This window comes from Streptomyces sp. CNQ329, assembly GCF_000482585.1.
Window position 1 is genome coordinate 23,978 of sequence record NZ_AXVU01000043.1, and the last position, 26,681, is coordinate 50,658.

The 26,681-nt window shown below is 73.3% G+C and carries 21 protein-coding genes, 1 tRNA gene and 1 pseudogene; 16 read left to right on the forward strand and 7 right to left on the reverse strand.

All coding sequences use genetic code 11. From position 1 onward, the window contains the following. Positions 1-42: 42 nt before the first annotated feature. From I003_RS0124165 to I003_RS0124185, 5 genes are all read left to right on the forward strand, one after another. A complete protein-coding gene (locus I003_RS0124165) occupies positions 43-591 on the forward strand; it encodes a sigma-70 family RNA polymerase sigma factor (protein WP_027773871.1) in 549 nt (182 codons plus the stop codon). Then, positions 588-1,304, forward strand: coding sequence for a zf-HC2 domain-containing protein (locus I003_RS0124170; RefSeq protein ID WP_027773872.1), 717 nt, complete (start codon positions 588-590; stop codon positions 1,302-1,304). Before I003_RS0124165 ends, I003_RS0124170 begins: the two co-directional genes overlap by 4 nt. Positions 1,305-1,431: 127 nt before the next feature. Further along, entirely contained in the window at positions 1,432-3,720 is a 2,289-nt protein-coding gene (locus I003_RS0124175) for a UvrD-helicase domain-containing protein (protein ID WP_027773873.1), read from the forward strand. A gap of 367 nt (positions 3,721-4,087) precedes the next feature. Further along, a complete protein-coding gene (locus tag I003_RS0124180; RefSeq protein WP_027773874.1) occupies positions 4,088-5,521 on the forward strand; it encodes an NAD-dependent malic enzyme in 1,434 nt (477 codons plus the stop codon). Positions 5,522-5,790: 269 nt separating this feature from the next. Then, positions 5,791-6,072 (forward strand): HU family DNA-binding protein, encoded by a 282-nt coding sequence (locus I003_RS0124185; protein WP_027773875.1) that lies wholly within the window; start codon positions 5,791-5,793, stop codon positions 6,070-6,072. A gap of 111 nt (positions 6,073-6,183) precedes the next feature. Here the strand turns inward: I003_RS0124185 and murA are convergent, their stop codons facing one another. Continuing rightward, entirely contained in the window at positions 6,184-7,545 is a 1,362-nt protein-coding gene (gene murA, locus I003_RS0124190; RefSeq protein ID WP_027773876.1) for a UDP-N-acetylglucosamine 1-carboxyvinyltransferase, read from the reverse strand. 452 nt (positions 7,546-7,997) lie between these two features. On the opposite strand from murA, the gene I003_RS0124195 reads away from it, so the two are divergent. From I003_RS0124195 to I003_RS0124220, 6 genes are all read left to right on the forward strand, one after another. Continuing rightward, complete coding sequence (locus I003_RS0124195; protein WP_027773877.1) at positions 7,998-8,579, forward strand: YqgE/AlgH family protein; 582 nt, start codon at positions 7,998-8,000, stop codon at positions 8,577-8,579. Positions 8,580-8,609: 30 nt separating this feature from the next. Further along, positions 8,610-8,894 (forward strand): DUF3039 domain-containing protein, encoded by a 285-nt coding sequence (locus I003_RS0124200; protein WP_027773878.1) that lies wholly within the window; start codon positions 8,610-8,612, stop codon positions 8,892-8,894. A gap of 85 nt (positions 8,895-8,979) precedes the next feature. Further along, positions 8,980-10,650, forward strand: a complete 1,671-nt coding sequence (locus tag I003_RS0124205; RefSeq protein WP_027773879.1) for a beta-N-acetylhexosaminidase — start codon at positions 8,980-8,982, stop codon at positions 10,648-10,650. A 250-nt stretch (positions 10,651-10,900) separates the two neighbouring features. Further along, positions 10,901-11,797, forward strand: coding sequence for an FAD binding domain-containing protein (locus tag I003_RS0124210; protein WP_027773880.1), 897 nt, complete (start codon positions 10,901-10,903; stop codon positions 11,795-11,797). 11 nt (positions 11,798-11,808) lie between these two features. Then, on the forward strand, positions 11,809-13,365 hold the full coding sequence (locus tag I003_RS0124215; RefSeq protein WP_486584359.1) for a (2Fe-2S)-binding protein: 1,557 nt from the start codon (positions 11,809-11,811) through the stop codon (positions 13,363-13,365). Next, entirely contained in the window at positions 13,362-15,644 is a 2,283-nt protein-coding gene (locus tag I003_RS0124220) for a xanthine dehydrogenase family protein (RefSeq protein WP_027773882.1), read from the forward strand. Before I003_RS0124215 ends, I003_RS0124220 begins: the two co-directional genes overlap by 4 nt. 125 nt (positions 15,645-15,769) lie before the next feature. On the opposite strand, the gene I003_RS0124225 is transcribed toward I003_RS0124220, so the two are convergent. Next, a tRNA-Cys gene (locus tag I003_RS0124225) sits at positions 15,770-15,841 on the reverse strand. 231 nt (positions 15,842-16,072) lie between these two features. Between I003_RS0124225 and I003_RS0124230 the strand changes: the two genes are divergently transcribed. The 3 genes from I003_RS0124230 (at position 16,073) to I003_RS0124240 (ending at position 20,251) form a co-directional block, all read left to right on the forward strand. After that, positions 16,073-17,512: an MFS transporter gene (locus I003_RS0124230; protein WP_027773883.1), complete on the forward strand. Its 1,440-nt coding sequence runs from the start codon at positions 16,073-16,075 to the stop codon at positions 17,510-17,512. 181 nt (positions 17,513-17,693) lie between these two features. After that, positions 17,694-19,526 carry a DEAD/DEAH box helicase gene (locus I003_RS0124235; protein ID WP_051368431.1) on the forward strand — a complete coding sequence of 611 codons (1,833 nt, stop codon included), beginning with the start codon at positions 17,694-17,696 and terminating at the stop codon, positions 19,524-19,526. Between the two features lie 50 nt (positions 19,527-19,576). Next, on the forward strand, positions 19,577-20,251 hold the full coding sequence (locus tag I003_RS0124240; protein ID WP_037721586.1) for a GyrI-like domain-containing protein: 675 nt from the start codon (positions 19,577-19,579) through the stop codon (positions 20,249-20,251). Here the strand turns inward: I003_RS0124240 and I003_RS0124245 are convergent. Next, entirely contained in the window at positions 20,223-21,197 is a 975-nt protein-coding gene (locus tag I003_RS0124245) for a hypothetical protein (RefSeq protein ID WP_027773886.1), read from the reverse strand. The two genes, I003_RS0124240 and I003_RS0124245, sit on opposite strands and share 29 nt — an antisense overlap. Positions 21,198-21,411: 214 nt before the next feature. Further along, positions 21,412-22,743: an FAD-dependent monooxygenase gene (locus I003_RS0124250; RefSeq protein ID WP_027773887.1), complete on the reverse strand. Its 1,332-nt coding sequence runs from the start codon at positions 22,741-22,743 to the stop codon at positions 21,412-21,414. Between the two features lie 265 nt (positions 22,744-23,008). Between I003_RS0124250 and I003_RS0124255 the strand changes: the two genes are divergently transcribed. After that, positions 23,009-23,587, forward strand: coding sequence for a hypothetical protein (locus tag I003_RS0124255; RefSeq protein WP_027773888.1), 579 nt, complete (start codon positions 23,009-23,011; stop codon positions 23,585-23,587). Between the two features lie 27 nt (positions 23,588-23,614). Next, positions 23,615-24,199, forward strand: coding sequence for a DUF6529 family protein (locus I003_RS0124260; protein WP_027773889.1), 585 nt, complete (start codon positions 23,615-23,617; stop codon positions 24,197-24,199). Between the two features lie 38 nt (positions 24,200-24,237). On the opposite strand, the gene I003_RS0124265 is transcribed toward I003_RS0124260, so the two are convergent. The 3 genes and pseudogenes from I003_RS0124265 to I003_RS0124275 all read right to left on the reverse strand — a co-directional run. Then, positions 24,238-24,873, reverse strand: coding sequence for a hypothetical protein (locus I003_RS0124265; protein WP_027773890.1), 636 nt, complete (start codon positions 24,871-24,873; stop codon positions 24,238-24,240). A 47-nt stretch (positions 24,874-24,920) separates the two neighbouring features. Then, a complete protein-coding gene (locus I003_RS0124270; protein WP_027773891.1) occupies positions 24,921-26,159 on the reverse strand; it encodes an AAA family ATPase in 1,239 nt (412 codons plus the stop codon). A 320-nt stretch (positions 26,160-26,479) separates the two neighbouring features. Beyond that, positions 26,480-26,681: pseudogene (locus tag I003_RS0124275) on the reverse strand (hypothetical protein); the annotation flags it as partial.

Below are 26,681 nucleotides of genomic sequence, written 5' to 3' on the forward strand. Positions count from 1 at the left end.
CTTCGGCCAGGATTCCCGTACTCCTCGACCCGGAGGTGAGGGATGCGGGACGATGCCGTGGTGGCAGCGCAGCGCTCGGAGCCGACTCCCGACGAGGAGTTGATGCGCGTCCTCTACCGCGAGCACGCGGGCCCGCTGTTCGGTTTCGTGCTGCGCCTCGTCGCAGGCGACCGGCACCGGGCGGAGGACGTCGTCCAGGAGACGCTGCTGCGTGCCTGGCGGCACGCCGACGAACTGGCCGGCGCCGACGGCTCCGTACGGCCCTGGCTCGTCACCGTGGCCCGCCGGATAGTGATCGACGGGCACCGCAGCAGACAGGCCCGCCCGCGCGAGACGGACGCCGCGCCGCTGGAGAGCGTCCCGGCCGCCGACGACACCGACCGGGTGCTGCGGCTGATGACGATCTCCGACGCGCTCGACGACCTGACGCCCGCCCACCGGGCCGCGCTGGTGGAGACGTATTTCAAGGGGCGCACCGCGAACGAGGCGGCCGAGGTGCTGGGCGTACCTGCGGGGACGGTGCGCTCACGGGTGTTCTACGCACTGCGCTCGCTGCGGTTGTCCCTGGAAGAACGGGGAGTGGTGCCGTGACCGAGCAACGGCATCCGGACGTCGGTGCGTACGCGATCGGCGCGCTGGAACGGGACGAGGCGGAGCGGTTCGAGGAGCACCTCGCCGGGTGCACGCGGTGCGCCGACGCGCTGGCGGAGCTGGTGCCGGTCGCCGACATGCTGGCCGACGTGCCGCCGCCGGAGGATCCGCCGCCGGGCGGGCTCGACCGGCTGCTGACGGAGCTGACGGCGGTACGGACCCGGCAGCGGCAGGTGCGCCGGAGGCTGGTCGTCGCGGTGGCGGCCGCGGCCGTGGTGGCGGTCGCGGCGCCGGTGGTGACGGCGGTGGTGCTCGCCGGCGACGAGCCGGCGGGGGAGCAGCGCGCGGACGTGTCGGGGCAGGAGGTCAGGGCCGTGAACCCGGAGACGGGCGTGGAGGCCAGGATCGGCATGCGCTCGGTGACCTGGGGGACGAGCGTGGACCTCGACCTGCGCGGGGTCACGGGCCCGCGCCGCTGCGACCTTCAGGCCGTGGGCAAGGACGGCTCGCACGAGACGGTGACGAGCTGGGGGGTCCCGGCGGCCGGCTACGGCGCGGGGACCGGCGGGAACGCGGGCGGCGGCGGCCAAGGCGACGGGAAGCGCCTGCGGACGTCCGGGGGCACGAGCATGTCGCCGAACGACATCGACCACTTCGAGGTGGTCACGTCGGAGGGCGACCGGCTGGTGACCGTCCCGGCGGAGGCCGGCTGACGGCCGGCGTCCCGCCCCCGCGCCGCGCTCTGGCCCCCACACCCGCGCCGACCTGGGCTGACCTCCGGCCACCCCTTCGTGAGAGGTAAGATGAACGGCTGCCTTGTCCGTACGAAGGGGGCCGCGGGTGACCGCGCACATCACCGCTCCGGACTCCGTCCGGGATCGCGAGATCCAGGCAGAGCAGGACCATCTGGACCGCGTGTACGACCGCCTTGAGGAGAAGATCCACGAGGCGGAGTTCCTCATGAGCGACGCCGCCAAGCGCGGCCAGGTCGGCACCCCCGGCGCGCTCGCCGAGCGCGACGCGCAGGTCTTTCGCGCCGGCGTCCACCTCAACCGGCTGAACAGCGAGTTCGAGGACTTCCTCTTCGGCCGCATCGACCTCCTGCCCGGCAAGGACGGCGTCCGCGGCCCCGACGGCGCGTACACCTCCGTCGAGCCCGCCGACGACGCCGTGGAGACCGACGAAGCCGGCGGCGAGCAGCGCGCCCGGATCGAGGAGACCCTGCACATCGGCCGCCTCGGCGTTCTCGACGCCGACTACGCCCCGCTGGTCATCGACTGGCGCGCCCCCGCCGCCGCACCCTTCTACCGCGCCACCCCCGTCGCCCCCGGCCGGGTCGTGCGCCGGCGGGTGATCCGTTCCAAGGGCCGCCGGGTGCTGGGCGTCGAGGACGACCTGCTGCGGCCCGAGCTGTCCGTGACGCTCGACGGCGCCGCGCTGCCCGTGGTCGGCGACGGCGCGCTGATGGCGGCGCTGGGCCGGGCCCGTACGCACGCGATGCGCGACATCGTCTCCTCCATCCAGGCCGAGCAGGACACGGTCATCCGCGCGCCCGCCGCCTCCGTTACCGAGGTCGAGGGCGGCCCCGGCACCGGCAAGACGGCGGTGGCGCTGCACCGCGCCGCGTACCTGCTGTACCAGGACCGGCGGCGGTACGCGGGCGGGATCCTCGTGGTCAGCCCGACGCCGCTGCTCGTGGCGTACACCGAGGGCGTGCTGCCGTCGCTGGGCGAGGAGGGGCAGGTCGCGATCCGCGCGGTGGGCTCGCTGGTCGAGGGCGCCGAGGCGTCGCTGTACGACGACCCGCGGGTGGCCCGGGTCAAGGGCTCGGCGCGGATGGTGCGGGTGCTGCGCCGGGCGGCGCGCGGGGCGCTGACGGCGGGGGAGGTGCCGCAGCGGCTGCGGGTGGTCGCGTTCGGCGCCCGGGTGGAGCTGGACGCGCGGGACCTGCGGCGCGTACGGCAGGCGGTGCTCGGCGGTACGGCGCCGGTCAACCTGCTGCGGGCCAGGGCCCGGCGGTTCCTGCTGGACGCGCTCTGGCAGAAGTCCGGCGCCCGGCCCCGCTACGACGACCCGGAGCTGGCCGCGGAGGCCCGGGCGGCGTTCGACGAGGACATCGCCACCGAGGACGACTTCGTCGCCTTTCTCGACGCCTGGTGGCCGGAGTTGACGCCGCGCGGGGTGCTCGCGACGCTCGCCGACGAGCGGCGGCTCGCGGGCTTCGCCCGGCGTGTGCTGAACCCCGCCGAGGTGCGCGGCGTCGCCCGCTCGCTGGCCCGCGACGGGCTGACCGTGCACGACGTGGCGCTGCTGGACGAGTTGCAGGTGCTCCTCGGTGCGCCCGCGCGGCCTGCCCGGCAGCGCGAACTGGACCCGCTGGATCAGTTGACGGGCCTGGAGGAGCTGACGACGTACGGGGAGCGCACCGCGCCCGCCGTGCGCCGGCGGGACGAGGAGCGGCAGGAGTACGCGCACGTCATCGTCGACGAGGCGCAGGATCTGACGCCGATGCAGTGGCGGATGGTGGGCCGCCGCGGCCGGCACGCGACGTGGACGGTCGTCGGCGATCCGGCGCAGAGTTCCTGGCCGGACCCGGAGGAGGCCGCCGCCGCCCGTACGGAGGCGCTGGGGACCCGGCCGCGGCGCCGCTTCACCCTGACCGTCAACTACCGCAACCCGGCCGAGATCGCCGAGGTCGCCTCCCGGGTCCTGGCGCTGGCGATGCCCGGCACCGAGCCGCCGGAGGCGGTGCGCTCGACCGGGGTGGTGCCCCGGTTCGCGGTGGCGGGGGCGGATCCGTACGACACGGTGCGCGCGGAGGTCGGGCGGCTGCTGGCGGACGTGGACGGCACGGTGGGCGTGGTGGTGCCGATGGGCCGCCGCGAGGAGGCCCGCGGCCGGCTGACCGAGCTGGGCGAGCGCGTGGTGGTGCTGGGCAGCCTGGAGGCCAAGGGGCTGGAGTACGACGCGACGGTGGTGCTCTCGCCGGCGGAGATGGCCGACGAGTCGCCCGCGGGACTGCGGGTGCTGTACGTGGCCCTCACCCGTGCGACGCAGCGGCTGACGGTGATCGCCACACCGCCGGATCTCCCCGACGCCGAGGGCGTCCCCGACCTGCTGCGTCCCTGAGCCGGGGCGACGGGGCCGCCGGGACGGGAATGGCCTTACGGGGACGGTTTGTTAGCCTGGCAGTGGCACCGGCCCGATCCATGCCCCCGGGCCCAACCATCGGCGCTTCGAGCGCCCACTTGCCGCGAGGCGAGCTGGCGGGTCGGTGCCACCAGCTTGTGACGGGCCGGGTGTGCGGCGGAGCGCCGCGTACCCGGCCCGTCGCCGTCCCCGGGCGGTTCGTTGCCTGCTCTCCCGTCATGTGGAAAAGTGATTCCGCTTTCCGGAGCGTTTCCGGAAACCGCCCGGTAGGTGCGACCATCGATCCGATCCGCAGCGGGGCGTGCCGCGCCCCGTGGCTTCACCACACACGAGGGAACACACGGCCATGGCAACGGCGCCAAGCGTCTCCTACTCGAACACGGTCCGGCTGGAGGTGCCCGCGGGCGGCAGCGCCGTCAGCCAGCTCACCTCCGCCGTGGAGTCCTCCGGCGGCAGTGTCACCGGCCTCGACGTCACCGCCTCCGGCCACGAGCGGCTGCGTATCGACGTCACCATCGCCGCCGCCTCCACGGACCACGCGCGTTCCATCGTCGAAAAGCTCCGCGGCATCGAGGGCGTCACCGTCGGCAAGGTCTCCGACCGTACGTTCCTCATGCACCTCGGCGGCAAGATCGAGATGCAGTCCAAGCACCCGATCCGCAACCGCGACGACCTGTCGATGATCTACACCCCCGGCGTCGCCCGCGTCTGCATGCAGATCGCCGAGAACCCCGAGGACGCCCGCCGGCTGACCATCAAGCGCAACAGCGTCGCGGTCGTCACCGACGGCTCCGCCGTCCTGGGCCTGGGCAGCATCGGCCCCAAGGCCGCGCTGCCGGTGATGGAGGGCAAGGCGGCGCTGTTCAAGCGCTTCGCCGGCATCGACGCCTGGCCGCTGTGCCTGGACACCCAGGACACCGACGCCATCGTGGAGATCGTCAAGGCCATCGCCCCCGGCTTCGCCGGCATCAACCTGGAGGACATCTCCGCGCCCCGCTGCTTCGAGATCGAAGCGCGGCTGCGCGAGGCGCTGGACATCCCGGTCTTCCACGACGACCAGCACGGCACCGCCATCGTCGTGCTCGCGGCGCTCACCAACGCCCTGCGGGTGGTCGGCAAGGAACTGCGCGACGTGCGCGTGGTGATGTCCGGGGCCGGCGCCGCCGGCACGGCGATCCTCAAGCTCCTGATCGACGCCGGTGCCGAACACGCCGTCGTCGCCGACATCAACGGCGTCGTCCACTCCGGCCGCGCCGACCTGGTGGACGCCCCGCCCGGCAGCGCGCTGCGCTGGATCGCCGAGAACACCAACCGCGACGGCCTCACCGGCACGCTCAAGGACGCCGTGCGCGGCGCGGACGTCTTCATCGGCGTCTCCGCCCCCGACGTCATCGACGGCCACGACGTCGCCGCCATGGCGTCCGACGCGATCGTCTTCGCGCTGGCCAACCCCGACCCCGAGGTCGACCCGGCCGCCGCCCGCGCGCACGCCGCCGTCGTGGCCACCGGGCGCAGCGACTTCCCGAACCAGATCAACAACGTGCTCGTCTTCCCGGGGGTCTTCCGCGGCCTGCTCGACGCGCACTCGCGGACCGTCAACTCCGAGATGATGATCGCCGCGGCCCGGGCCATCGCCGACGTCGTTCAGGACGACGAGCTGAATCCGAACTACATCATCCCGAGCGTCTTCAACGACCGGGTGGCCCCCACGGTCGCCGACGCCGTCCGCGACGCCGCCCACGCCGCGGGGGTGACGGCGCCCCCCACCACCGGGGTGTGACCGGCCCTGTACGCCGCGTGGGAACGGGCCCGGCCCCGGCGCGTCGGCTGGCTTTCGGGCCGCGCGTACGTCATAAGTGTGCGGATGGACGGGCTGCGGCGGACGACGCGCCAGGGCGCCGGATTGGCGTTTCCGCCGCAGGTGAGGGCAGGATGCGTAGTCGGGCGCGAGGCGCTGTCATGGGACCCGGTTTCGGGGACTGTCAGCGGGTCCTGGCAGCATCGGCTTTGATCTCACGCCTCAATGGCAAGAAAACACGGGAGACAGATATGAACCGCAGTGAGCTGGTGGCCGCGATCGCAGAGCGCGCCGAGGTGACCCGTAAGGACGCCGACGCCGTGGTGGCCGCCCTCGCCGAGGTCGCCGGGGAGGTCGTCAGCAAGGGCGACGAGAGGATCACTATCCCCGGCTTCCTGACCTTCGAGCGCACCCACCGCAAGGAGCGCTCCGCCCGCAACCCGCAGACCGGCGAGCCGATCCAGATCCCCGCTGGTTACAGCGTGAAGGTCACGGCCGGCTCCAAGCTCAAGGAAGCGGCGAAGGGCAAGTAGGGCCCGCAGACCGAGGAGGAGGGCGGCCGGACCCGGCAGGGGGCGGCCGCCCTTCGCCTGTGCCGGCCGCCCCGCACTCCTCGACCGGCGGCGGTGACGGGGCGGCTGCGCTCAGCCGGCCGCGGCGGCGACCGCCGGGACGTCCGGCAGCTCGGCGCGGGCGCCGAGGTCCGCGAGCTTCTGCAGGAAGTTCTCGTAGCCGCGGTTGATCAGGTCGATGCCGTGCACCCGCGACGTGCCCTGCGCCGCCAGGGCGGCGATGAGGTACGAGAAGCCGCCGCGCAGGTCCGGGATGACCAGGTCGGCGCCCTGAAGCTTCGTCGGTCCCGAGACGACCGCGGAGTGCAGGAAGTTGTGCTGCCCGAACCGGCAGGGGGTGCCGCCCAGGCACTCCCGGTAGAGCTGGATGTGCGCGCCCATCTGGTTGAGCGCGGAGGTGAAGCCGAGGCGGGACTCGTACACCGTCTCGTGCACGATCGACAGCCCTGATGCCTGGGTGAGGGCGACGACCAGGGGCTGCTGCCAGTCGGTCTGGAAGCCGGGGTGGACGTCGGTCTCCAGCGCGATGGCGTTCAGCGGGCCGCCGGGGTGCCAGAAGCGGATGCCCTCGTCGCCGATGTCGAAGGCGCCGCCGACCTTCCGGAAGGTGTTGAGGAACGTCATCATCGAGCGCTGCTGCGCGCCGCGTACGAAGATGTCGCCCTCGGTCGCCAGCGCCGCGGACGCCCAGGAGGCGGCCTCCAGCCGGTCCGGCAGGGCGCGGTGGGTGTAGCCGCCGAGCTTGTCGACGCCGGTGATGCGGATGGTCCTGTCGGTGTCCATCGCGATGATCGCGCCCATCTTCTGCAGCACGCAGATGAGGTCCTCGATCTCCGGCTCGACGGCCGCGTTGGACAGCTCGGTGAGGCCTTCGGCCAGCACGGCAGTCAGCAGCACCTGCTCGGTGGCCCCCACCGACGGGTAGGGCAGCCGGATCTTCGTGCCGCGCAGCCGCTGCGGCGCCTCCAGGTACTGCCCGTCGGCGCGCTTGTCGATCCGGGCGCCGAACTGGCGCAGCACGTCGAAGTGGAAGTCGATGGGCCGGCCGCCGATGTCGCAGCCGCCGAGGCCCGGGATGAAGGCGTGGCCGAGGCGGTGCAGCAGCGGGCCGCAGAAGAGGATCGGGATCCGCGAGGAGCCCGCGTGCGCGTCGATGTCGGCGACGTGTGCGCTTTCGACGTGCGTCGGGTCGAGCACCAGCTCGCCCGGCTCCTCGCCGGGGCCCACGGTCACGCCGTGGAGCTGCAGCAGGCCGCGCACCACCCGCACGTCGCGGATGTCCGGGACGTTGCGCAGCCGGCTGGGGGAACTGCCGAGCAGCGCGGCCACCATCGCCTTGGGCACGAGGTTCTTGGCCCCGCGGACGTTGATCTCACCCCTGAGGGGCGTACCGCCGTGGACGAGTAGGACATCGGCGCTGTCAGGAGCTGTCATGAGGCTCGCGATCCTGGAGACGGGCTGGGACAGACAGAAATGCTAATGCCCCTTCCACCCCCCTCCCCCTGGCCCCAGCGGGGCAGGGAACGTCATGAATTCGCTACAGAAGCGGAGAGGGGACGCCGGGGGACTCTGCGTACGGCACGCGGGTGCGCAGGGTGAGCGGAGCCGCGTGCCCGGGGTGCCCGGGGCGCCCGGCGTGCCCGCCGGAGCCGGGCGCCGGGCGCGGGGGAGGCGGGAGCGCAGGGGCGGGCGCCGGGGTAGGGCGGGAGCGGGCGCCGGCGCCGGCGCGGGGTGTGCGCCCGGTGGGTGCTCCGTGAGCACCGCGTGGGCCTGGAGAGGCGCACGGGACCGCCCGGGGCCGCGGGGTGCCGTACGCGAGTGCGCGCTTTGCCGTATTCCTCGGCCGCCCGCTCCCCACGCGCCCGTAACTGGGGGATCATGTCCGCATGACGGAGGTGTCATCCCTCACGGGCCGGTTGCTGGTCGCGACGCCGGCCCTGACCGATCCGAACTTCACCCGGACCGTGGTGCTCCTGCTCGACCACGACGAGGAGGGGTCGCTCGGGGTCGTGCTCAACCGCCCGACCCCCGTCGGCGTCGGTGACGTGCTGCGGGACTGGGCCGACCTCGCCGGCGATCCCGGCGTGGTCTTCCAGGGCGGCCCGGTCTCCCTCGACTCCGCGCTCGGGCTCGCGGTGGTCCCCGGCGACCAAGCCGGCGCGCCCGGCGGCGAAGGGCCGCTCGGCTGGCGCCGGGTGCACGGCGCCATCGGCCTGGTCGACCTCGACGCGCCGCCCGAACTGCTGGCGGCGGAGCTGGGCACCCTGCGCATCTTCGCGGGGTACGCGGGGTGGGGCCCCGGGCAGTTGGAGGAGGAGCTGGACGACGGCGCCTGGTACGTCGTGGAGTCCGAGCCCGGGGACGTGTCCTCGCCCGCGCCGGAGGGCCTGTGGCGGGCGGTGCTGCGGCGGCAGCGCAGCGAGCTGGCCATGGTCGCGACATATCCGGACGACCCGAGCCTGAACTGATCCGCGCTGCCGTCGGTACCCTTGGCCACCATGAGCACTCCTCTCCCCGAGCCCGAACGCGGAACCGGCACCGGCACCCTCGTCGAACCGACGCCGGAGGTGTCGCACGGCGACGGCGACCACGAGCGCTTCGCCCACTACGTCCAGAAGGACAAGATCATGGCCAGCGCTCTCGACGGCACGCCCGTCGTGGCGCTGTGCGGCAAGGTCTGGGTCCCGGGGCGTGATCCGAAGAAGTACCCCGTCTGCCCCATGTGCAAGGAAATCTACGAGTCCATGGGCGCCGGCGGCGGCAAGGACGGCGGCAAGAAGTAGCCGCACCCCGGCCGCGGCCCCCGGACTCCCGGGCCGCGGCCGGAATGGTCTAGTCCAAAACGCCTTCCTGGGGCAGGATGAGGTCATGGATCTCATCCCCGCGCCCCGCAGCGCCGCTCGCACCGGCGACACCGCGACCTTCGCCCTGGGCCAGGGCACCGTCCTCGCCGCAGGCGACGGGGCCGACGGCGTCGCCCGGTGGCTGCGCGCCCAGCTCGGCGCGGCCACCGGGCTGCCGCTCGCCCCGGCGGGCCCGGCCGCCGGTGAGCCGGCCGCCGCGGACGCGGCCGACGTCATCCGCCTCGACGTCGACCCCGCGCTCACCCTCGCCGGCGGCCCCGCGGGCGCGGCCGGCGCCGAGGCGTACCGGCTGGAGGTCGGCCCCGGCGGCGTCCGCCTCACCGGCGGCGGCCCCGCCGGGCTGTTCTGGGGCGCGCAGACCCTGCGCCAGCTCCTCGGCCCCCGGGCGTACCGCACCGCACCCCTCGGCGAGCACGCCTGGGAGCTGCCGCACTGCCGTGTCGAGGACGCCCCGCGGTTCGGCTGGCGCGGCTTCATGCTCGACGTCAGCCGGCACTTCCTCCCCAAGCGCGAGGTGCTGCGCCACATCGACCTGATGGCCGCGCACAAGCTCAACGTGCTGCACTTCCACCTCACCGACGACCAGGGCTGGCGCATCGAGATCAAGCGCCATCCCAAGCTCACCGAGGACGCCTCCTGGCGTCCGCGCACCAAGGTCGGCCACCGCGCCTCCGACATCTGGGACGAGCGCCCCCACGGCGGCTTCTACACCCAGGACGACCTCCGCGAGATCGTCGCGTACGCCGCCGCCCGGCACATCACCGTCGTCCCGGAGATCGACGTTCCCGGCCACTCGCAGGCCGCCATCCACGCCTACCCCTGGCTCGGCAACACCGACGTCGTCGACACCTCCTCGCTCGGCGTCTGGGACGACTGGGGCGTCTCGGAGAACGTCCTCGCGCCCACCGAGGAGGTACTGCGCTTCTACGAGGGCGTCTTCGAGGAGGTACTCGACCTCTTCCCGTCCACCTTCGTGCACGTCGGCGGCGACGAGTGCCCCAAAGACCAGTGGAAGGCGTCGCCCGCCGCCCAGGCCCGTATCCGCGAACTCGGCCTGGCCGACGAGGACGAGCTGCAGTCGTGGTTCATCCGGCACTTCGACCGCTGGCTCGCCGAGCGGGGCCGGCGCCTCATCGGCTGGGACGAAATCCTCGAAGGCGGCCTCGCCGACGGCGCCACCGTCTCCTCCTGGCGCGGCTACGCCGGCGGCATCGCCGCGGCCCGGGCCGGCCACGACGTGGTCATGTGCCCGGAGCAGCAGGTGTACCTCAACTACCGTGAATCGGGCGCCCCGGACGAGCCGGTGCCGATCGCCCAGGTGCGTACACTGGAGGATTTCTACCGCTTCGAGCCCGTGCCGCCGCACCTCGACGGCGAGGCCGCCGCGCACGTCATCGGCACCCAGGCCAACGTCTGGAGCGAGGTCCTGGAGAGCCCGCAGCGCTTCGACTACCAGGTCTACCCGCGCCTTGCCGCCTTCGCCGAGGTCGCCTGGTCCGCCCTGCCGCCCTCCGCGGAACGGGACTTCGCCGGCTTCTCGGCCCGCATGGAGGAGCACTACGCGCGGCTCGACGCCCTCGGCGTCGACTACCGGCCGCCCGGCGGTCCGCGGCCGTGGCAGCGGCGGCCGGGAATCCTCGGACGCCCGATCGAAGGGCCGCCCCCGATCGTGTGAGGCGGACGGCTGCCCCGGAAGTCGTACAAGCCTCCCCTAAGAGTGACAATCCCCACTCGGTGCCGACCAGGTCCCAATCCGGGCCCGCGAGTTGGACGCCGAGGGGGGTACGCTCGTGTTCTTCCGCGCCGCCGGAGGCGGCCCCGGACCGTGACGGATGTGCCAGAGTTGCCACGTTGCGGCCGGGAGCCCGTACCGTACGGCGGAACGGCCGGAACTCCTGGGGGACACTGCGGAAGGGGCAGCCGGGTTGACCACTCATCCACCGCAGGCCGCGCAGACGGTGGTGCTGCCGGACACGCTCGACGAAGCGGTCGCGGCGCTCGTCGCCATGCCCGCCGCCGTGCCCGTCGCCGGCGGGACCGACCTCATGGCGGCCGTCAACGCGGGCCTGCTGCGCCCCTCCGCGCTCGTCGGCCTCGGCCGGATCAGCGAGCTGCGCGGCTGGCACTACCAGGACGGCGCCGCCCTCCTCGGCAGCGGCCTGACCCACGCGCGCATCGGCCGGCCCGACTTCGCCGCACTCATCCCGGCGCTCGCCGCCGCGGCACGCGCCGCCGGCCCGCCCCAGGTGCGCAACGCGGGCACGCTCGGCGGCAACATCGCCTCCGCCGACCGCACCGGCGACGCGCTGCCGGTGCTCGCCGCGCTCGACGCCACCGTGCTGATCGCCGAGCCCGCCGGCGGGCACCGCGAGATCCCGGTCAGCCATCTCCTCGCGGGCGTGGAGATGCTGCGCACCGGCGAACTGGTCGCGTACGTACGGGCGCCGCTGCTGCACGCGCCGCAGGTGTTCCTCAAGGCCACGGGGCGCACCGGGCCGGGGCGTGCGATCGCCTCGGTCGCGCTGGTGCTCGACCCGGCGCGGCGCTCGGTGCGCTGCGCCGTCGGCGCGGTGGCGCCCGCGCCGCTGCGCCCGATGGAGGCCGAGCAGTGGGTCGCCGGGCTCATGGACTGGGACGGTCACCGCGGACTGCCCCCGGAGGCGCTGGCCGCCTTCGGCGAGTACGTCGCCGCCGCGTGCATCCCCGACCCGCCGCCCGGCGCGGAGGGCGCGGAGCCGCCGCGGCTGCCGGCCGCGGCGCTGCACCTGCGGCGTACGGTGGCGGCGCTGGCGCGCCGGGCACTGGGGAGGGCGCTGTCGTGAGCCGGGAGAACATGGACCCAGACCAGCCGCAGTACGGCACCGGGGGCTGGCAGCCGATGCCGCAGGGCGCGGACGGCGACCCGGACGCCACGGCGTTCGTGCAGTTGCCGCCGGAGGCGTTCCCCGAGGCGGACGCGGGCGCGCCGCTCGCCGCGCCGGGGCACGGGTACGTACCGCCGCCGATAGCGGTTCCGGCGACGGACCCGGGGCAGACCGGGCAGTTCCAGATCCCGGAGGGGCTGAGCGGGCAGACGGCTCCCGAGCCGCCCGTCGCTCCGGAGGGGTACGGGCAGGGCGACCCGTACGGATACGGGCAGGACCCGGCCGGACCGGGCGACGGCCAGGGCCGGGCCCGGCGGCCCGGGGCGGGCGGCTTCGGGCAGGCCGGCATGCGCGCCGTGGCCGAAAGCCGGCGCGCGGCGACAGCCGACGGGGCCGAGGGGTACGCGCAGGACCCGTACGGCGCACCGGCGGACGCGGGCCCGAGCGGCGCGCAGACGTGGAGCCCGGACCGGGCCCACCCCGCCGGCCACGAACCGGACACGGGCCCGTGGCCCGGGACCGCCGGGCGCGCGGACGCCGGCGACGGCCCGTACGGCGAGGTGCCCCCGGACCATGCCCGGCACCCGGCCGACCACCAGGGACCGCCCGCCGAGGGCCAGATCAGCGCGTGGCGCCGCGTGCAGCAGGACGGCGACACGTCACCGGGGTGGGCGATCCCGACCGCGCCCGACGACCTGCCGGAGGATTCCGGCGAGTACGCGCTGCACGACCGCCCCGGGGGCGCCGCGCAGCCGGACGGCGAGGCGCGCGAGCACGCGGCGCCGGAGGCGGAGGACGTACCGCAGCCGGATCCGGACGCGACCGGCGGGACGGACCCGGCCGCCCGGGAGGCGGCGCCTCCCGGACCCGGGCAGGACGCCCCCCCGGCCGGCGTCCTGCCGCCGGACGAACACCCCCTCGCGTCGTACGTGCTGCGCGTCAACGGCGCCGACCGCCCGGTGACCGGCGCGTGGATCGGGGAGTCCCTGCTGTACGTGCTGCGCGAGCGGCTGGGCCTCGCGGGCGCCAAGGACGGCTGCTCGCAGGGCGAGTGCGGCGCGTGCTCGGTGAAGGTCGACGGCCGGCTCGTGGCGGCCTGCCTGGTGCCGGCGGCGACGGCCGCGGGCGCGGAGATCCGCACGGTCGAGGGGCTCGCGGACCAGGGCGTGCACTCCGACGTCCAGCGCGCGCTGGCGGCGTCGGGCGCGGTGCAGTGCGGGTTCTGCGTGCCGGGCCTGGCGATGACTGTGCACGACCTGCTGGAGGGCAACCACACGCCGAGCGACCTGGAGGCCCGCCAGGCGCTCAGCGGCAACCTCTGCCGCTGCACGGGCTACCGCGCGGTGCTCGACGCCGTACAGGAGGTCATCGCCGGCCGCCGCGCCCCCGACACGGAGGACGACGCCGAGCGCGCCCGCATCCCGCAGCAGGCGGGCCCGGGCGAAGGCGGCGCCCACCCCGCCCAGGACACCGTCCGCATGCCCCCGCCCCGCCCCCCGAACCCCCACGAGGGAGGCCCCCGGTGACCTCCTCCTCCCCGGAGCACACGGCCACGGCCGCCATCCCCCCCGGCGACCCCGAAGCGCACGGCATCGGCGCCTCGCTCCCCGCGGCCGACCTCGCCGCCAAGACCGAGGGCACCTTCCCGTACGCCGCCGACCTGTGGGCTGAGGGCCTGCTGTGGGCCGCCCTGCACCGCTCCCCGCACGCGCACGCGCGGATCGTCTCCATCGACACCTCCGCCGCCGAGGCCATGCCCGGCGTCCGCGTCGTCGTCACCCACCGCGACCTGCCCGACGCCGCCGACCACGGCCGCGGCGTACGCGACCGGCCCGTCTTCGCGCACGACGTCGTCCGGCACCACGGCGAGCCCGTCGCCGCCGTCGCCGCCGACCACCCCGACACCGCGCGCCTCGCCGCCGCCGCCATCGCCGTCGAGTACGAACTGCTCGACCCCGTCACCGACCCCCAGGCCGCCTTCGAGGCCGAACCCCTGCACCCCGACGGCAACCTGATCCGGCACATCCCCCTGCGCTTCGGCGACCCGCAGGCCGCCGGCGAGGTCGTCGTCGAGGGCATGTACCGCATCGGCCGCCAGGACCCCGCGCCCATCGGCGCCGAGGCCGGCCTCGCCGTGCCGCGCCCCGACGGCGGAGTGGAGATCTACGCCGCCGCCACCGACCCCCACTCCGTACGCGACCAGGTCTCCGCCTGCCTGGGCCTGGCCGCGGACCGGGTGAAGGTCGTCGTGACCGGCGTCCCCGGCGCCACCGGCGACCGCGAGGACGGCTCCATGCAGTTGCCCCTCGGGCTGCTCGCGCTGCGCACCGGCTCGCCCGTGAAGCTCCTCGCCACCCGCGAGGAGTCGTTCCTCGGCCACGCCCACCGCCACCCCACCCTGCTGCGCTACCGGCACCACGCCGACGCGAGCGGCAAGCTCGTCAAGGTCGAGGCGCAGATCCTGATGGACGGCGGCGCCTACGCCGACACCTCCGCCGACGCGCTGGCCGCCGCGGTGTCGTTCTCCTGCGGCCCGTACGTCGTCCCGCACGCCTTCGTCGACGGCTGGGTCGTCCGTACGAACAACCCGCCCTCCGGCCACGTCCGCGGCGAGGGCGCCATGCAGGTCTGCGCCGCGTACGAGGGGCAGATGGACAAGCTCGCCGCCGCCCTCGGCATGGACCCCGCGGACCTGCGCGCGCGCAACGTGATGGCCACCGGCGACGTGCTGCCCACCGGCCAGACCGTCACCTGCCCCGCGCCCGTCGCCGAACTGCTCACCGCCGTACGCGAAGCGCCGCTGCCCGCCGAGGAGGACACCCTGATGCCCGGCGGCCCCGAGGGCGCGGGCGAGCCGGGCGTCGTGCGCCGGGGCGTCGGCTACGGGCTGGGCATGGTGCACATGCTGGGCGCCGAAGGCGCCGACGAGGTGGCCACCGCGACCGTGCGCGTCAGCGGCGGCGCGGCCACCGTCATCTGCGCGGCCGTCGAGACCGGCCAGGGCTTCGCCACCCTGGCCCGGCAGATCGTGCAGGAGGTCCTCGGCGTCGACGAGGTGCAGACCGCGCCCGTCGACACCGACCAGCCCGCCGCGGGCCCCGCCTGCCACGGGCGCCACACCTGGGTCTCGGGCGGTGCGGTGGAGCGGGCCGCGAAAATGGTCCGTACCCAACTGCTCCAGCCGCTGGCGCAGAAGTTCGGCATGTCCGCGGAGCTGCTGACGATCGCCGACGGCAAGATCACGTCGTATGACGGCGTGCTGTCGACGACGGTCGCGGAGGCGCTGGAGGGCAAGGAGCTGTGGGCCACGGCCCAGTGCCGCCCGCACCCGACGGAGCCGCTGGACGGCAACGGCCAGGGCGACGCGTTCGTGGGCATGGCGTTCTGCGCGGTGCGCGCCGTGGTGGACGTCGACGTGGAACTGGGCTCGGTGCGGGTGGTGGAGATGGCCGTCGCCCAGGACGTCGGCAAGGTCCTCAACCCGCGGCAGCTCGCGGCCCGGATCGAGGCGGGCGTCACGCAGGGCGTGGGCGCGGCGCTGATGGAGAACCTCCGCACGAACAAGGGCATCGTCCGCCGCCCCGACCTCACCGGCTACCCGCTGCCCACGGCGCTCGACGCGCCCGACGTGCGGATCGTGAAGCTGGTCGAGGAGCGGGACGTGGTGGCCCCGTTCGGCGCGAAGGCCGCCAGCGCGGCCCCGGTGGTCACGTCCCCGGCGGCCATCGCGGCGGCGGTCCGGTCGGCAACGGGCCGCCCGGTGAGCCGCCTGCCGATCCGCCCGCAGTCGGCGGCGGTGCAGTAGCGCCGTCCCACACCCGGCCCGCCGCCCGCCCCAGGCCCGCGAAACGCTGTTGTCCACCGACGGCCGCCGCCGGCCAGGCCGGTCGCGCCGAACACCGAGGCCCGGGGGCAGGGCGGGCGCAGGAGAGGCCGTGGCGGGAATCGAACCCGCGTAACTCGCTTTGCAGGCGAGCCCCTGAGCCACTCGGGCACACGGCCTTGGTACTCCGTCGAGCGTAGGCCGCGGAGGGGCGGGGCTCAATGTGCGGCGGCGGGATGTCACACGGCGGCAACAGGCTGTGCACACCGGTGACGTAAGGGGCGGGCGGAGCCCCGCGAGGGGCCTGGGGCGGGGGCCGGTCTTCAGGGGTGGACCTAGGACCAAGGGACCGGCGGGTCACCGACCTTTGACAGGGGCTCTTGTCGGTGTCGGGCCTTACCCTGCTGCTCATGGCCAGCCTCGAATCGCGCGACACCGACGTCGCCCCCGGCGGCGCTCCGGCCGTCCCCGGGGGCGTGCTGCGGCGGCCGTACCGGGCGCTCAGCATCGGGATCGTCACCGTCGTGCTGCTCATCGCGTTCGAGGCCACCGCCGTGGGCACCGCCATGCCCGTCGCCGCGCACGAGCTGGACGGCATCGGGCTCTACGCCTACGCCTTCTCGGCGTTCTACACCACCGCGCTCTTCGCCATGGTCTTCTCCGGCCAGTGGTGCGACCGCAGCGGGCCGCTGCGCCCCCTGAGCGCCGGGATCGGGCTGTTCGCCGTCGGGCTGCTCATCTCCGGCAGTGCGCAGGCGATGTGGGCGTTCGTGGCCGGGCGGGCGGTGCAGGGGCTCGGGGGCGGGCTCGTCATCGTCGCGTTGTACGTGACGGTGAGCCGGGCCTATCCGGAGCGGCTGCGGCCGTCGATCCTCGCCGCGTTCGCCGCCTCGTGGGTGGTGCCGTCCGTCGTGGGCCCTCTGGCGGCCGGGAGCGTCACGGAGCACCTGGGGTGGCGCTGGGTGTTCCTCGGCATACCGCCGCTGGTCGTCGTGCCGCTGGCCGTCGCCCTCCCGGCGATACGCCGCCGCGCCCGCGGCCCGGTCGACCCGGCCGCGCCGCCGGCCCTCGACCGGCGGCGAATCCGGCTCGCGCTGGCCATCGCCGCCGGCGGCGGGCTGCTGCAGTACGCGGGGCAGGACCTGCGCTGGGTCTCGCTGCCGCCGGCACTGGCGGGCGTGGCGCTGCTGGTTCCCGCGGTGCGGGTGCTGCTGCCGCGTGGTACGTACGTCGCCGCCCGCGGGCTGCCCACCGTCGTGCTGATGCGCGGCATCGCGGCGGGGTCGTTCATCGCCGCGGAGAGCTTCGTGCCGCTGATGCTGGTCACCCAGCGCGGGCTGTCGGTGACCGAGGCGGGCATGTGTCTGGCGGTCGGCGGCGGGACCTGGGCGCTGGGTTCCTGGACCCAGGCCCGGCCCCGGCTGGACCCGTACCGGACGCGGCTCGTCCGCATCGGCATGCTGCTGACCACGACGGCGATCGCGACCGCGCCGCTGGTGCTGGTGGAGTCGCTGCCGGTGTGGATCGTCCCGGTCGAGTGGGCCCTGGGGTGCTACGGGATGGGGATGGTCATCTCCGGTACGAGCGTGCTGCTCCTGAAGCTCTCCGCCCCCGAGGAGGCCGGCGCCAACTCCGCGGCCCTCCAGCTCTCCGACAGCCTCGCCAACGTCGTCCTCCTGGCCGTCGCCGGCGTCATCTTCGCCGCTCTCGGCGGCGCGGCCGTCGGCCACGGCGCCCTGGGCGCGGGCGACGACGGCCGGCCGGGCGCGTTCGTGGCGGTCCTGCTGCCGATGGCGGCGGTGGCGCTGGTCGGAGCGGCGGTGGCGGGGAGGCTGCGTACGACGCCGTAGGCGCGGTCCGGTACCGGCCGGCCGGGCCACGGTCCGCAGGCTGGGGGCGACATACGCCACGCATGGGCCCTGCGCCGGGCTGAGTCGGGCGGAACGGGCGGTAAACGACCCGGGTTCGTGTGAGGCTCCTCTCGTCCGGCACGCCGCGGGTGGCGCGTGGGGCGGCGGTAGGCTGACGCGGTTGGCGACGAGCGACCGCCACACGACGACCGACCGACCCCACCCGGAGACCGTGAGCACCACCTCTCATCACCTCTCACCGGCCTTCCCCGGCCGTGCCCCCTGGGGCACCGCCGGCAAGCTGCGCGCGTGGCAGGAAGCCGCCATGGACCGCTATCTGCAGTCCCAGCCCCGCGACTTCCTCGCCGTCGCCACCCCCGGCGCGGGCAAGACGACCTTCGCGCTCACGCTGGCCTCCTGGCTGCTGCACCACCATGCCGTCCAGCAGATCACCGTCGTCGCGCCCACCGAGCACCTCAAGACCCAGTGGGCCGAGGCCGCCGCACGCATCGGTATCCGCCTCGACCCCGAGTACAGCGCGGGACCGGTCGGCAGGAACTACCACGGCGTCGCCGTCACCTACGCGGGCGTAGGCGTACGGCCCATGCTGCACCGCAACCGCTGCGAGCAGCGCAAGACGCTGGTCATCCTCGACGAGATCCACCACGCCGGCGACTCCCGCTCGTGGGGCGAGGCGTGCCTGGAGGCGTTCGAGCCCGCCGCCCGGCGGCTCGCGCTCACCGGCACCCCGTTCCGCTCGGACACCAACCCCATCCCCTTCGTCGCCTACGAAGAGGGCAACGACGGCATCCGCCGCTCCTCCGCCGACTACACGTACGGCTATGGCAACGCCCTCGGCGACGGCGTCGTCCGCCCCGTCATCTTCCTCTCCTACAGCGGCAACATGCGCTGGCGCACCAAGGCCGGCGACGAGATCGCCGCCCGTCTCGGCGAGCCGATGACCAAGGACGCCACCGCCCAGGCGTGGCGCACCGCCCTCGACCCCCGCGGCGACTGGATGCCCAACGTCCTCAGCGCCGCCGACCGCCGCCTGACCGAGGTCCGCCGCGGCATCCCCGACGCGGGCGGCCTCGTCATCGCCTCCGACCAGGACTCCGCCCGCGCCTACGCCAAGCTCCTCAAGGAGATCACCGGCCACCGCGCCACCGTCGTCCTCTCCGACGACACCGGGGCGTCGAAGCGCATCGACGAGTTCACCGACTCCGACGACCGGTGGATGGTCGCGGTGCGGATGGTGTCGGAGGGCGTGGACGTGCCGCGGCTGGCGGTCGGGGTGTACGCGACGACGATCTCGACGCCGCTGTTCTTCGCCCAGGCGGTGGGCCGGTTCGTACGGTCACGAAGGCGCGGCGAGACGGCGTCGGTGTTCCTGCCGACGATCCCCGCGCTGCTCGGCTTCGCGCACGAGATGGAGGTCGAACGCGACCACGTCCTCGACAAGCCGAAGCCCGACGGCGAGGAGGACCCGTACGCCGAGAGCGAGAAGGAACTCGCCGAGGCGGAGAAGCAGCAGGACGAGGAGACCGGCGACCAGGACGAACTGCCCTTCGAGGCCCTGGAGTCGGACGCGGTCTTCGACCGGGTCGTCTACGAGGGCGCCGAGTTCGGCATGCAGGCCCACCCGGGCAGCGAGGAGGAGCAGGACTACCTCGGCATCCCCGGCCTGCTGGAACCGGACCAGGTGCAGATGCTGCTCCAGAAGCGGCAGGCCCGCCAGATCGCGCACAGCAGGAAGAAGCCGGCGGAGGACGCGGACCTGCTGGAACTGCCCGCCGACCGGCGTCCGGTGGTCTCGCACCGCGAGCTGATGGAGCTGCGCAAGGAGCTGAACTCCCTGGTCGGCGCGTACGTCCACCAGAGCGGCAAGCCGCACGGGGTGATCCACACCGAGCTGCGCCGCGTCTGCGGCGGCCCGCCGAGCGCGGAGGCGACTCCGGGGCAGATCCGGCAGCGGATAGCCAAGGTGCGGGAGTGGGCCACCCGGATGAAGTGAGCGGGCTGCGAACAGCGGGCACCCGCGGACCAGAAAGGCGACTCCCGTCCATGCCCCCTTCCGACGGCGTGCACGGCGGCCCACACGGCGGCAAGCACGACAAGTACGACGTGAAGCGTGAACTCAGGCAGCTCTACGCGCCGAAGAACACCGACTGGGCGCTCGTCGACGTGCCACCGCAGCGTTTCCTCGCCGTGGACGGCAAGGGCGATCCGAATACAAGCACCTCCTACACCGAGGCGGTCGAGGCGCTGTACTCGGTCGCGTACACGGCGAAGTTCGCCGGCAAGTGCACCCTGGGCCGGGACTTCGTCGTCGGACCGCTCGAAGGGCTGTGGTGGGCGGACCGCCCGGAGGTGTTCGTGACACGGGACAAGGCCGCATGGCAGTGGCGCATGCTGATCAGCCTGCCGGAGTGGATCACCGACGGCTTCGTGGCGGAGGCGAAGCAGGCGGCGCTGGCGAAGAAGGGCGCCGCCGCCCTGCCCGCGCTGCCCGGACTCCGCGTCGAGACGCTGCACGAGGGCACCAGCGCGCAGCTTCTGCACGTGGGCCCGTACGACGACGAGGGGCCGGCGCTGGCCAGGCTCCATGACGAGTACCTGGCCGCGCACGGCCTCCGGATGACCGGGCACCACCACGAGGTCTACCTCAGCGACCCGCGGCGAGCGCGGCCGGAGAAACTGAAGACCGTCCTCAGGCAGCCCGTCGTACGGGCGGAGTGACGGCGGACCGCGCCCCGGCCCGGCCGGAGGGCTCCGCGCGCTCGGAGCGCAGGAGGGCGGTGGTCCGGCCGGTGACCGGGTCGTGCTCCAGGACGACGTACCGGCCGAGGACGGCGAGTGCGACGACGCAGGCGCCCATCTCCAGTCCCTCCTCGACGAGGGTGCCGAGCATGAGCGTGAGGCTGTAATCGTTCTTGTGCGCCCAGCCGTTGAACGCCTCGACGACCAGCGCACCCCCCAGATACACACCGAGCGCCCCCAGCAGCCCGTACCGCAGATCCCGCGGCAGCCCCCGCGCCCACACCACGGCGACCACGACGCCCACCACGGCGAGGATCGCCCCGGGCAGCACCCAGGCGTGCGAGGGCAGCGCGACCCCGGCGGTCTCCTTCCACGACTTGCCGACCTCGCCGAGACGCTCGTGGAGGGAGACGGTCTCGTCGACGCTGAGCAGCGCGGTCGCCGCGGAGAACCCGAGCCACGACAGCCGCCCGGGGCGGGCGTCACGCCCGCTGAGCAGCGCGGCGGCGAGGGCGACACCGGCGACGGCGAGGAGGAGGGTGCTGTTCCACCAGGTGGCGAGGTTGGCTTCGAGGTCGACGTTGAGCATCCTGCGGACGCTGGGGATGTCCTCGTAGGCGTTGATGCCGCGGGATATGAGGTCGGCGGCGAGCACGGCGAGGGTGATACCCCCGGCGCCCAGGAGCACCCAGCGGCGGCCGGAGGGAGGGGCGGCTTCGGCGGAGGCGAGGGCGGGGGCTTCCGAGGCCCCTGCGGCGGCTTCGGCGACTTCGGAGTCCTCGGCCGATCCGGCATCCGCGCGGACGCTTTCGCGGGCGCCGTCACCCCCGTCGGCTTCGGCGTCAGCCTTGGTCCTGGACGCGGAACCGGCGGTTCGGCCGCCGGTGCCGTCCGCGTCCGGCTGGTGTATCTCAAGGTCGGTCATAAGCGCGGAGATTAACGGCAGCCGACGGGGGTGAAGTGCCCGGGGTGCCCTTGTATGAAGCAGTTCTCACGTCTCCTGCATCCATGAGGGGAACTCGCCCCCGCCGAGGGAAAATCCGGCAAGGAGACCGAAAGCCCACTTCATCAGCACGTCCCGCGGCCCGGCGGGCACGTGGAGGAGGCGGCCGCGCGGAGCGGTCGGAAGAGCCGGCCGGTCACCGCCTTGCGCGCGCCGCGATCCGCGGCGCAAGCAGCGATTCGGGGCGGCGGTTGAGTGACAGCACCGCGAAGAACGCCTCGGACACCACCGGGTCGGTGTTGGCCGCGGCCACCACCCGTGACATGTAGCGCTGCTGCATCCTGCCGAGTCGCCCCGGCTTCGGCCCGTCCGTGTCCGGGTAGCGGGAATCCTCGCCCGTGGCGATCACCCAGGCGTCCCGCGCGCACTTCGCCACGGCCTTCTGCAGCTCCGGTGCACGCGCAGGGACCTCCGCCGGCCCGAGCGCCGAGATCCGGGCGGCGAGGGCCTGCGCCTGTGTGGCAGCGACCGTCATCCCGTGCCCGTAGACCGGGTTGAAGCGGCACAGGGCGTCGCCGACCACCAGCAGCCCTCGGGGCCAGTGCCTCGCCCGCTCGAAGTGCGTCCACTCGTTCGCCGTCGCCCGGAAGGCGACCGCGTCCGACAACGGCTCCAGGCCCGTGATCGCCTCCGCCAGCTCATCGGTGCGCAGGGAGGCGGCGAAGGCGAGCCAGTCCTTCTCCTCGACCGGCGGCTGGTGTTCAGCCTGCCCGATCAGCGTGACCAGCCAGCGCCCGCCTTCGATCGGCGTGATCACCCCGGCGCGTGGCACCTCCGGGTTGCCCTGCACGTACATGGCCTTCCAGGGGCCTTCGGCGGCCGGGCGCCGGTAGTAACGGGAGGAGTAGCCGAGGTGCGCGTCGAACCGCTCCGTGGTCGGCGCGGCGTGACCGAGTTCGGCCAGCCAGCGGGTGGTGCGGGAGCTGCGGCCGGTGGCGACGACCACCAGGTCGGCGTGGACCGTGGACTCCTGACCGTCCTTGCCGCGCTCGCGCAGCCGTACGCCGGACACCGCCGCCGCCCCGTCCCGCCCCGGCACCAGGGCGGTCACCTCGTGACGGGGCATCCATGCGATCGCGGGATGGTCGCCGACCTTGCGCCGCACGGTCGACTCCACCAGTTCACGCGAGGCGGAGAGGTAGTGCGCTCCCGGGACGCCGTCGAACCACCGGGCCGGAGAGAGCCAGCGCATCTGATCAGGGGCGCGGACGAGGGTGGCCCCGGCGGCTTCGAGGTCGGTGACGGCCCCCGGTAAGAGCGCGTCCACCGCGGCCTGCCCGCGGGACCACAGGACGTGCACATGCCTCGACTGCGGCACCCCGGGCCGGAACGCGGGCGCCCCGTCGGCCAACGCATCCCGCTCGACCACCGTCACCCGCTCGAAGCGGCTCGCCAGCACGTGAGCGGCGAGCAGACCGGAGACTCCGGCTCCCACCACCACCGCATGGCGCCCCGGGTCGATCGCCACGTCGCACCCCCTTGCCCTCGCCGACCGTGTCTGCTTCATCATCCCGCACGCGAAAGGCGATCGACAGGGCGCGTCCGCCGGCCGGCCCCGGCCCCCGGGCGCTCGGAAGCTCGGCCGACGGGACCCCCGTACCCCTCCGTCGCGCCGCCATCTCAGTGAATCCGCGCCCCGCCCGGCGCCAAGGGCCGCCGGGAAGCCGTAAATCAGGGAATATGCCTTCATCCGGCCCCTCGGACGTGCGGGCCTCACGAGTTGTGGAGCTGAGATGAGGCGTATCCGCCGGGCCGTCGTGGGTGCGGCCGCGATCGTGATGATGACCACCGCGGGCGGCTGTGCCGACAGCGACAGCGATGCATCCTCCTCGACCCCCTCGACCAAGGCGCCGGACAAAGCGTCGGCCAAGGCATCGCGCGAGGCGCCCAGCGTCAGGCAGGCCGGCGACGACGCCACGGTGAAGACCGCCTCCGCCGACAAGCTCGGCACCATCCTGGTCGACGAACAGGGCCGCACCCTCTACCTCTTCGAAAAGGACACCTCGACCACGTCCACCTGCGACGGCGCCTGCGCCGAGGCGTGGCCGCCGCTGGTCACCACCGGGACACCCAAGACCGACGGCTCGGCGCAGTCCAAGCTCATCGACACGTCGAAGCGCTCCGACGGCAAGATGCAGGTCACCTACGACGGCCACCCCCTCTACCGGTACCAGGCCGACACCAGCGCCGGCGACACCAACGGCCAGGGCCTCAACCAGTTCGGCGCCAAGTGGTTCGTCCTCGACGCCGACGGCAAAGCGGTCAAGACCAGCAGCGACTCGGCCGGCGGCTCGGACGGGCCGGGGTACTAGTCGCCGCCCGGCGCACGGGCGATCGGCATGAAGTCGTCACCCCGTCCCCGATCCCACCGCCGCCCCTCCCCGGCACGCGGCGTCTTCTTCCTCCTCGGCGCCGCGCTGCCGGTGGCCACGGGGGTGGTGATCTGGCTGGTCGGTGAGCACCACACGCCCGAGTACACGACGGGCCTCTTCGGCCAGGAAGGCGACGCCGCGGTCACCCTCAAGGCCCGCCTGGGCACCGCGCTGTTCGGCCTGGCCGTCATCCAGGTTCTGCTCGCGCTGTGGATGTACGGCGCGCTCCCCCGCATCACCCCCGCGTCCCGCCCCGTCCGCCTCACCCACCGCGTGCTCGGATGGGGGGCCTTCCTGCTGTCGGTGCCCATCGCCTACCACTGCGTCCGCACCTACGGCGTGGAGACCTTCGACACCCGCGTCCATCTCCACTCGATCGTCGGCTGCGTGCTGTACGGGGCCTTCGTCGCGAAGGTCCTGGTCGTACGCAGCCGCCACCTCCCCGGCTGGCTGCTCCCCGCGGCGGGCAGTGCGTTGTTCGCCGCCATCGGTCTGCAGTGGTACTCGGCCGCACTGTGGGCCCTGAACGGTTACACGGTTCCCGGGCTCTAGCTCGCTCAGTGACTTACGGTGGGTCGATCACCGTGGCCTTACCCCCGCCCTGACGCTCCGGCCCAACCCTTGAGGTCTTTGATGAAGTCGGTGTATGAGTCGTTTCTTCCTTCGGGAGCAGAGATCAGATCGTTCTCCCGTGCTATGCGTGCGACCGCCGGCCCATCGCTTTCCCGGAAGGGTGGGGAGCCCAGCCGCCTCTTCAGCTCTTCTTTCGGCTCTCGGATCCGGCCAAAGTCCCTCCCGCGTAACTGAGCGGGAACTTTCCATCGAGACCTTACGCGGGGGAAGGCGTCGGGAAAGAGGAGAAGCCAGCCCTCGGATTCCCAAGCGGCGAGCGCCAGGGCGGTGTGGTGGATTCCGTTGCACTCCCGGCCGAGCGCATCCTTGACCGTCGTGCGGATGCGGCGATAATCCTGGTCGGTGAATCCATCCAGATCCTCGTGCACCACAAGCCCCAGCAACTTTGCCCTCTGCTGGAATGCCTTGGCGCGCGCCTTTCCGGCAAGCACCCGCACCGCTTCGGTCAGATCGGGACCGGACTTCCTTCGGAGCCGCACCGGGTCGTTGATGCGGACGAGCTTGGCGGCCGCACTGAGATCGGGACGATGTGCACGTACCAGATCGGCCATGATGGCGCAGTCGTTCCGGTCCTCGCCTGCGAAGACGATCACCCGGTCCTGGACACCGGGGTGTCGGCGACTGCCCCGGCCTGTGCTGTTCACAGAGCGCCCCCGGTCAGATCGCCACCGAGCACACCCGCGAACCACAGTTCGCCGAGCGGCTGGTCACCGGACTCCTCGACGATCTCCTCCACTTCACTCGCGGTGAGTGCCGGAATGATCGACGCGCTTCCCTCGTCCCGGTCGCAGACGATGAACTCCTCCGGGCGAAGCCGGTTCACCAGCGCAGGTGAGTGGGTGGCGACGATGAACTGGGTTCGCTCGGAGGCTTCCCGCAGCCGCTGCACGACGAGTTCCAGCGCCTGAGGGTGCAGTCCGTGATCGATCTCTTCGATGCACGTGAGGGCTGGTGGCCGGGGGTCGTAGAGCAGGGCGAGCAGCCCGAGTAGTCGCACCGTACCGTAGGAAGCATCAGCCAGAGGGGTCAGCCGGCGTAGGCCGCGCTCCCGCAGGAGGACGGTCAGCCGATCGACCGAACCGCCCACCGTCTCGAACTCGATGTCCTCCAGTTGCGGAAGGCACTGCCGGGCATCCTCGACGAGACTCTCCCAGATCTCTTCCCTGCCGTTCAGGTGGATGAGGAACGCGGCCAGGTTCTCGGCACGTGGCGCCAGGGTCGTCATGTCCGCGGAACGCAGACGAGTGGGGAGACGGGCCGCGGGCACGTCGACATCGAAGACCCGGAAGGAGGAGAGGCGGTCGGCGAGGCGAGTCACTTCGTCACCGCCATCTGCGGGACCGAGTCTGGGGAGAGTGGACAACCCACTGCTCAGTCTGCGGATGCCGATGCTGCTTCCAGGGCTCTCCTCCTTGCCTCCACGTTTGTCGACCACCCGCGCTTCCTCGCCCGAGATGGTGATGCGTCGCCCACGACCCTGGGTTCGCTTGAACGCGAAGCGCTCTTCGCGAGACAGGGTGTAGGCAGCGCGGTTGCTGTCCCTGTTCGATGGCAGTGACCGACGCCGGATGGTGAGGCTGTACTCGTCAGGCGCATTGAGCGTGGAATGAGTTGTCCACGTGGCAGTCAGCCGGACCTTCATGAACGTGGGAGGTCTCTGCCCGCCCCAGAAGGCGACCTCATCGAACCCGCCCCGGTCGTCGAGCGCAGGTTGGAGGTCTGTGCGGATGATGTCGGCGAGGAACTCGAAGACCTTCAGCACGTTCGACTTGCCCACGCCGTTCGGGCCCACCAGAACGGTCAGCGGGCCGAGGGGGATGGTTACGTCGCGCAGGCTGCGGAAGTTCTCGACGCGAAGTTCGAGGAGGCGACTGGGCATGGGATGAACCTATCCGGTGAGCGATCGCATCGATGGCAGATCGCTCAGCCGATGAGGATGGCGCCGCCGGCAGGCAGCCGTTGGCGAGTGACTGGCCGGCTCCGAGCCGTGCGCCCAGGTCGACGAGGCCGCTTCCACACGTGCCTGCCCGGCCCGCGTGCGACGTGTCGTCACCAACACCGGAACACACACCGCGAGCTAGGCGGCTCGCGGTGTGTGGAGCGTAGGCGGGAAGGCCGCTCCTCAGAGGGCGGTTCGTGATCTGATGTCCGTTTCCTGGTGAGGTTGGGGCAGGGCTGGTGGTCGCGGGGCTTGGTCGGCTATTGCTTCCTGGCGAAGCTGCCCGTGTCGATCTCGGTGATGATGCCGAGCTTGACCAGGCGTTTCAGCTTGGCGCGGGTGCCCTCGATGTTCTTCGGCAGCAGTTCGTGATCGAGGGCTTCGCAGACATCCCGGGCCCGTAGCGGTCCGGTCGCACCGTTGAAGACGGCGAGGATGCGGGGGTAGTCCGGGTGCTCGGGC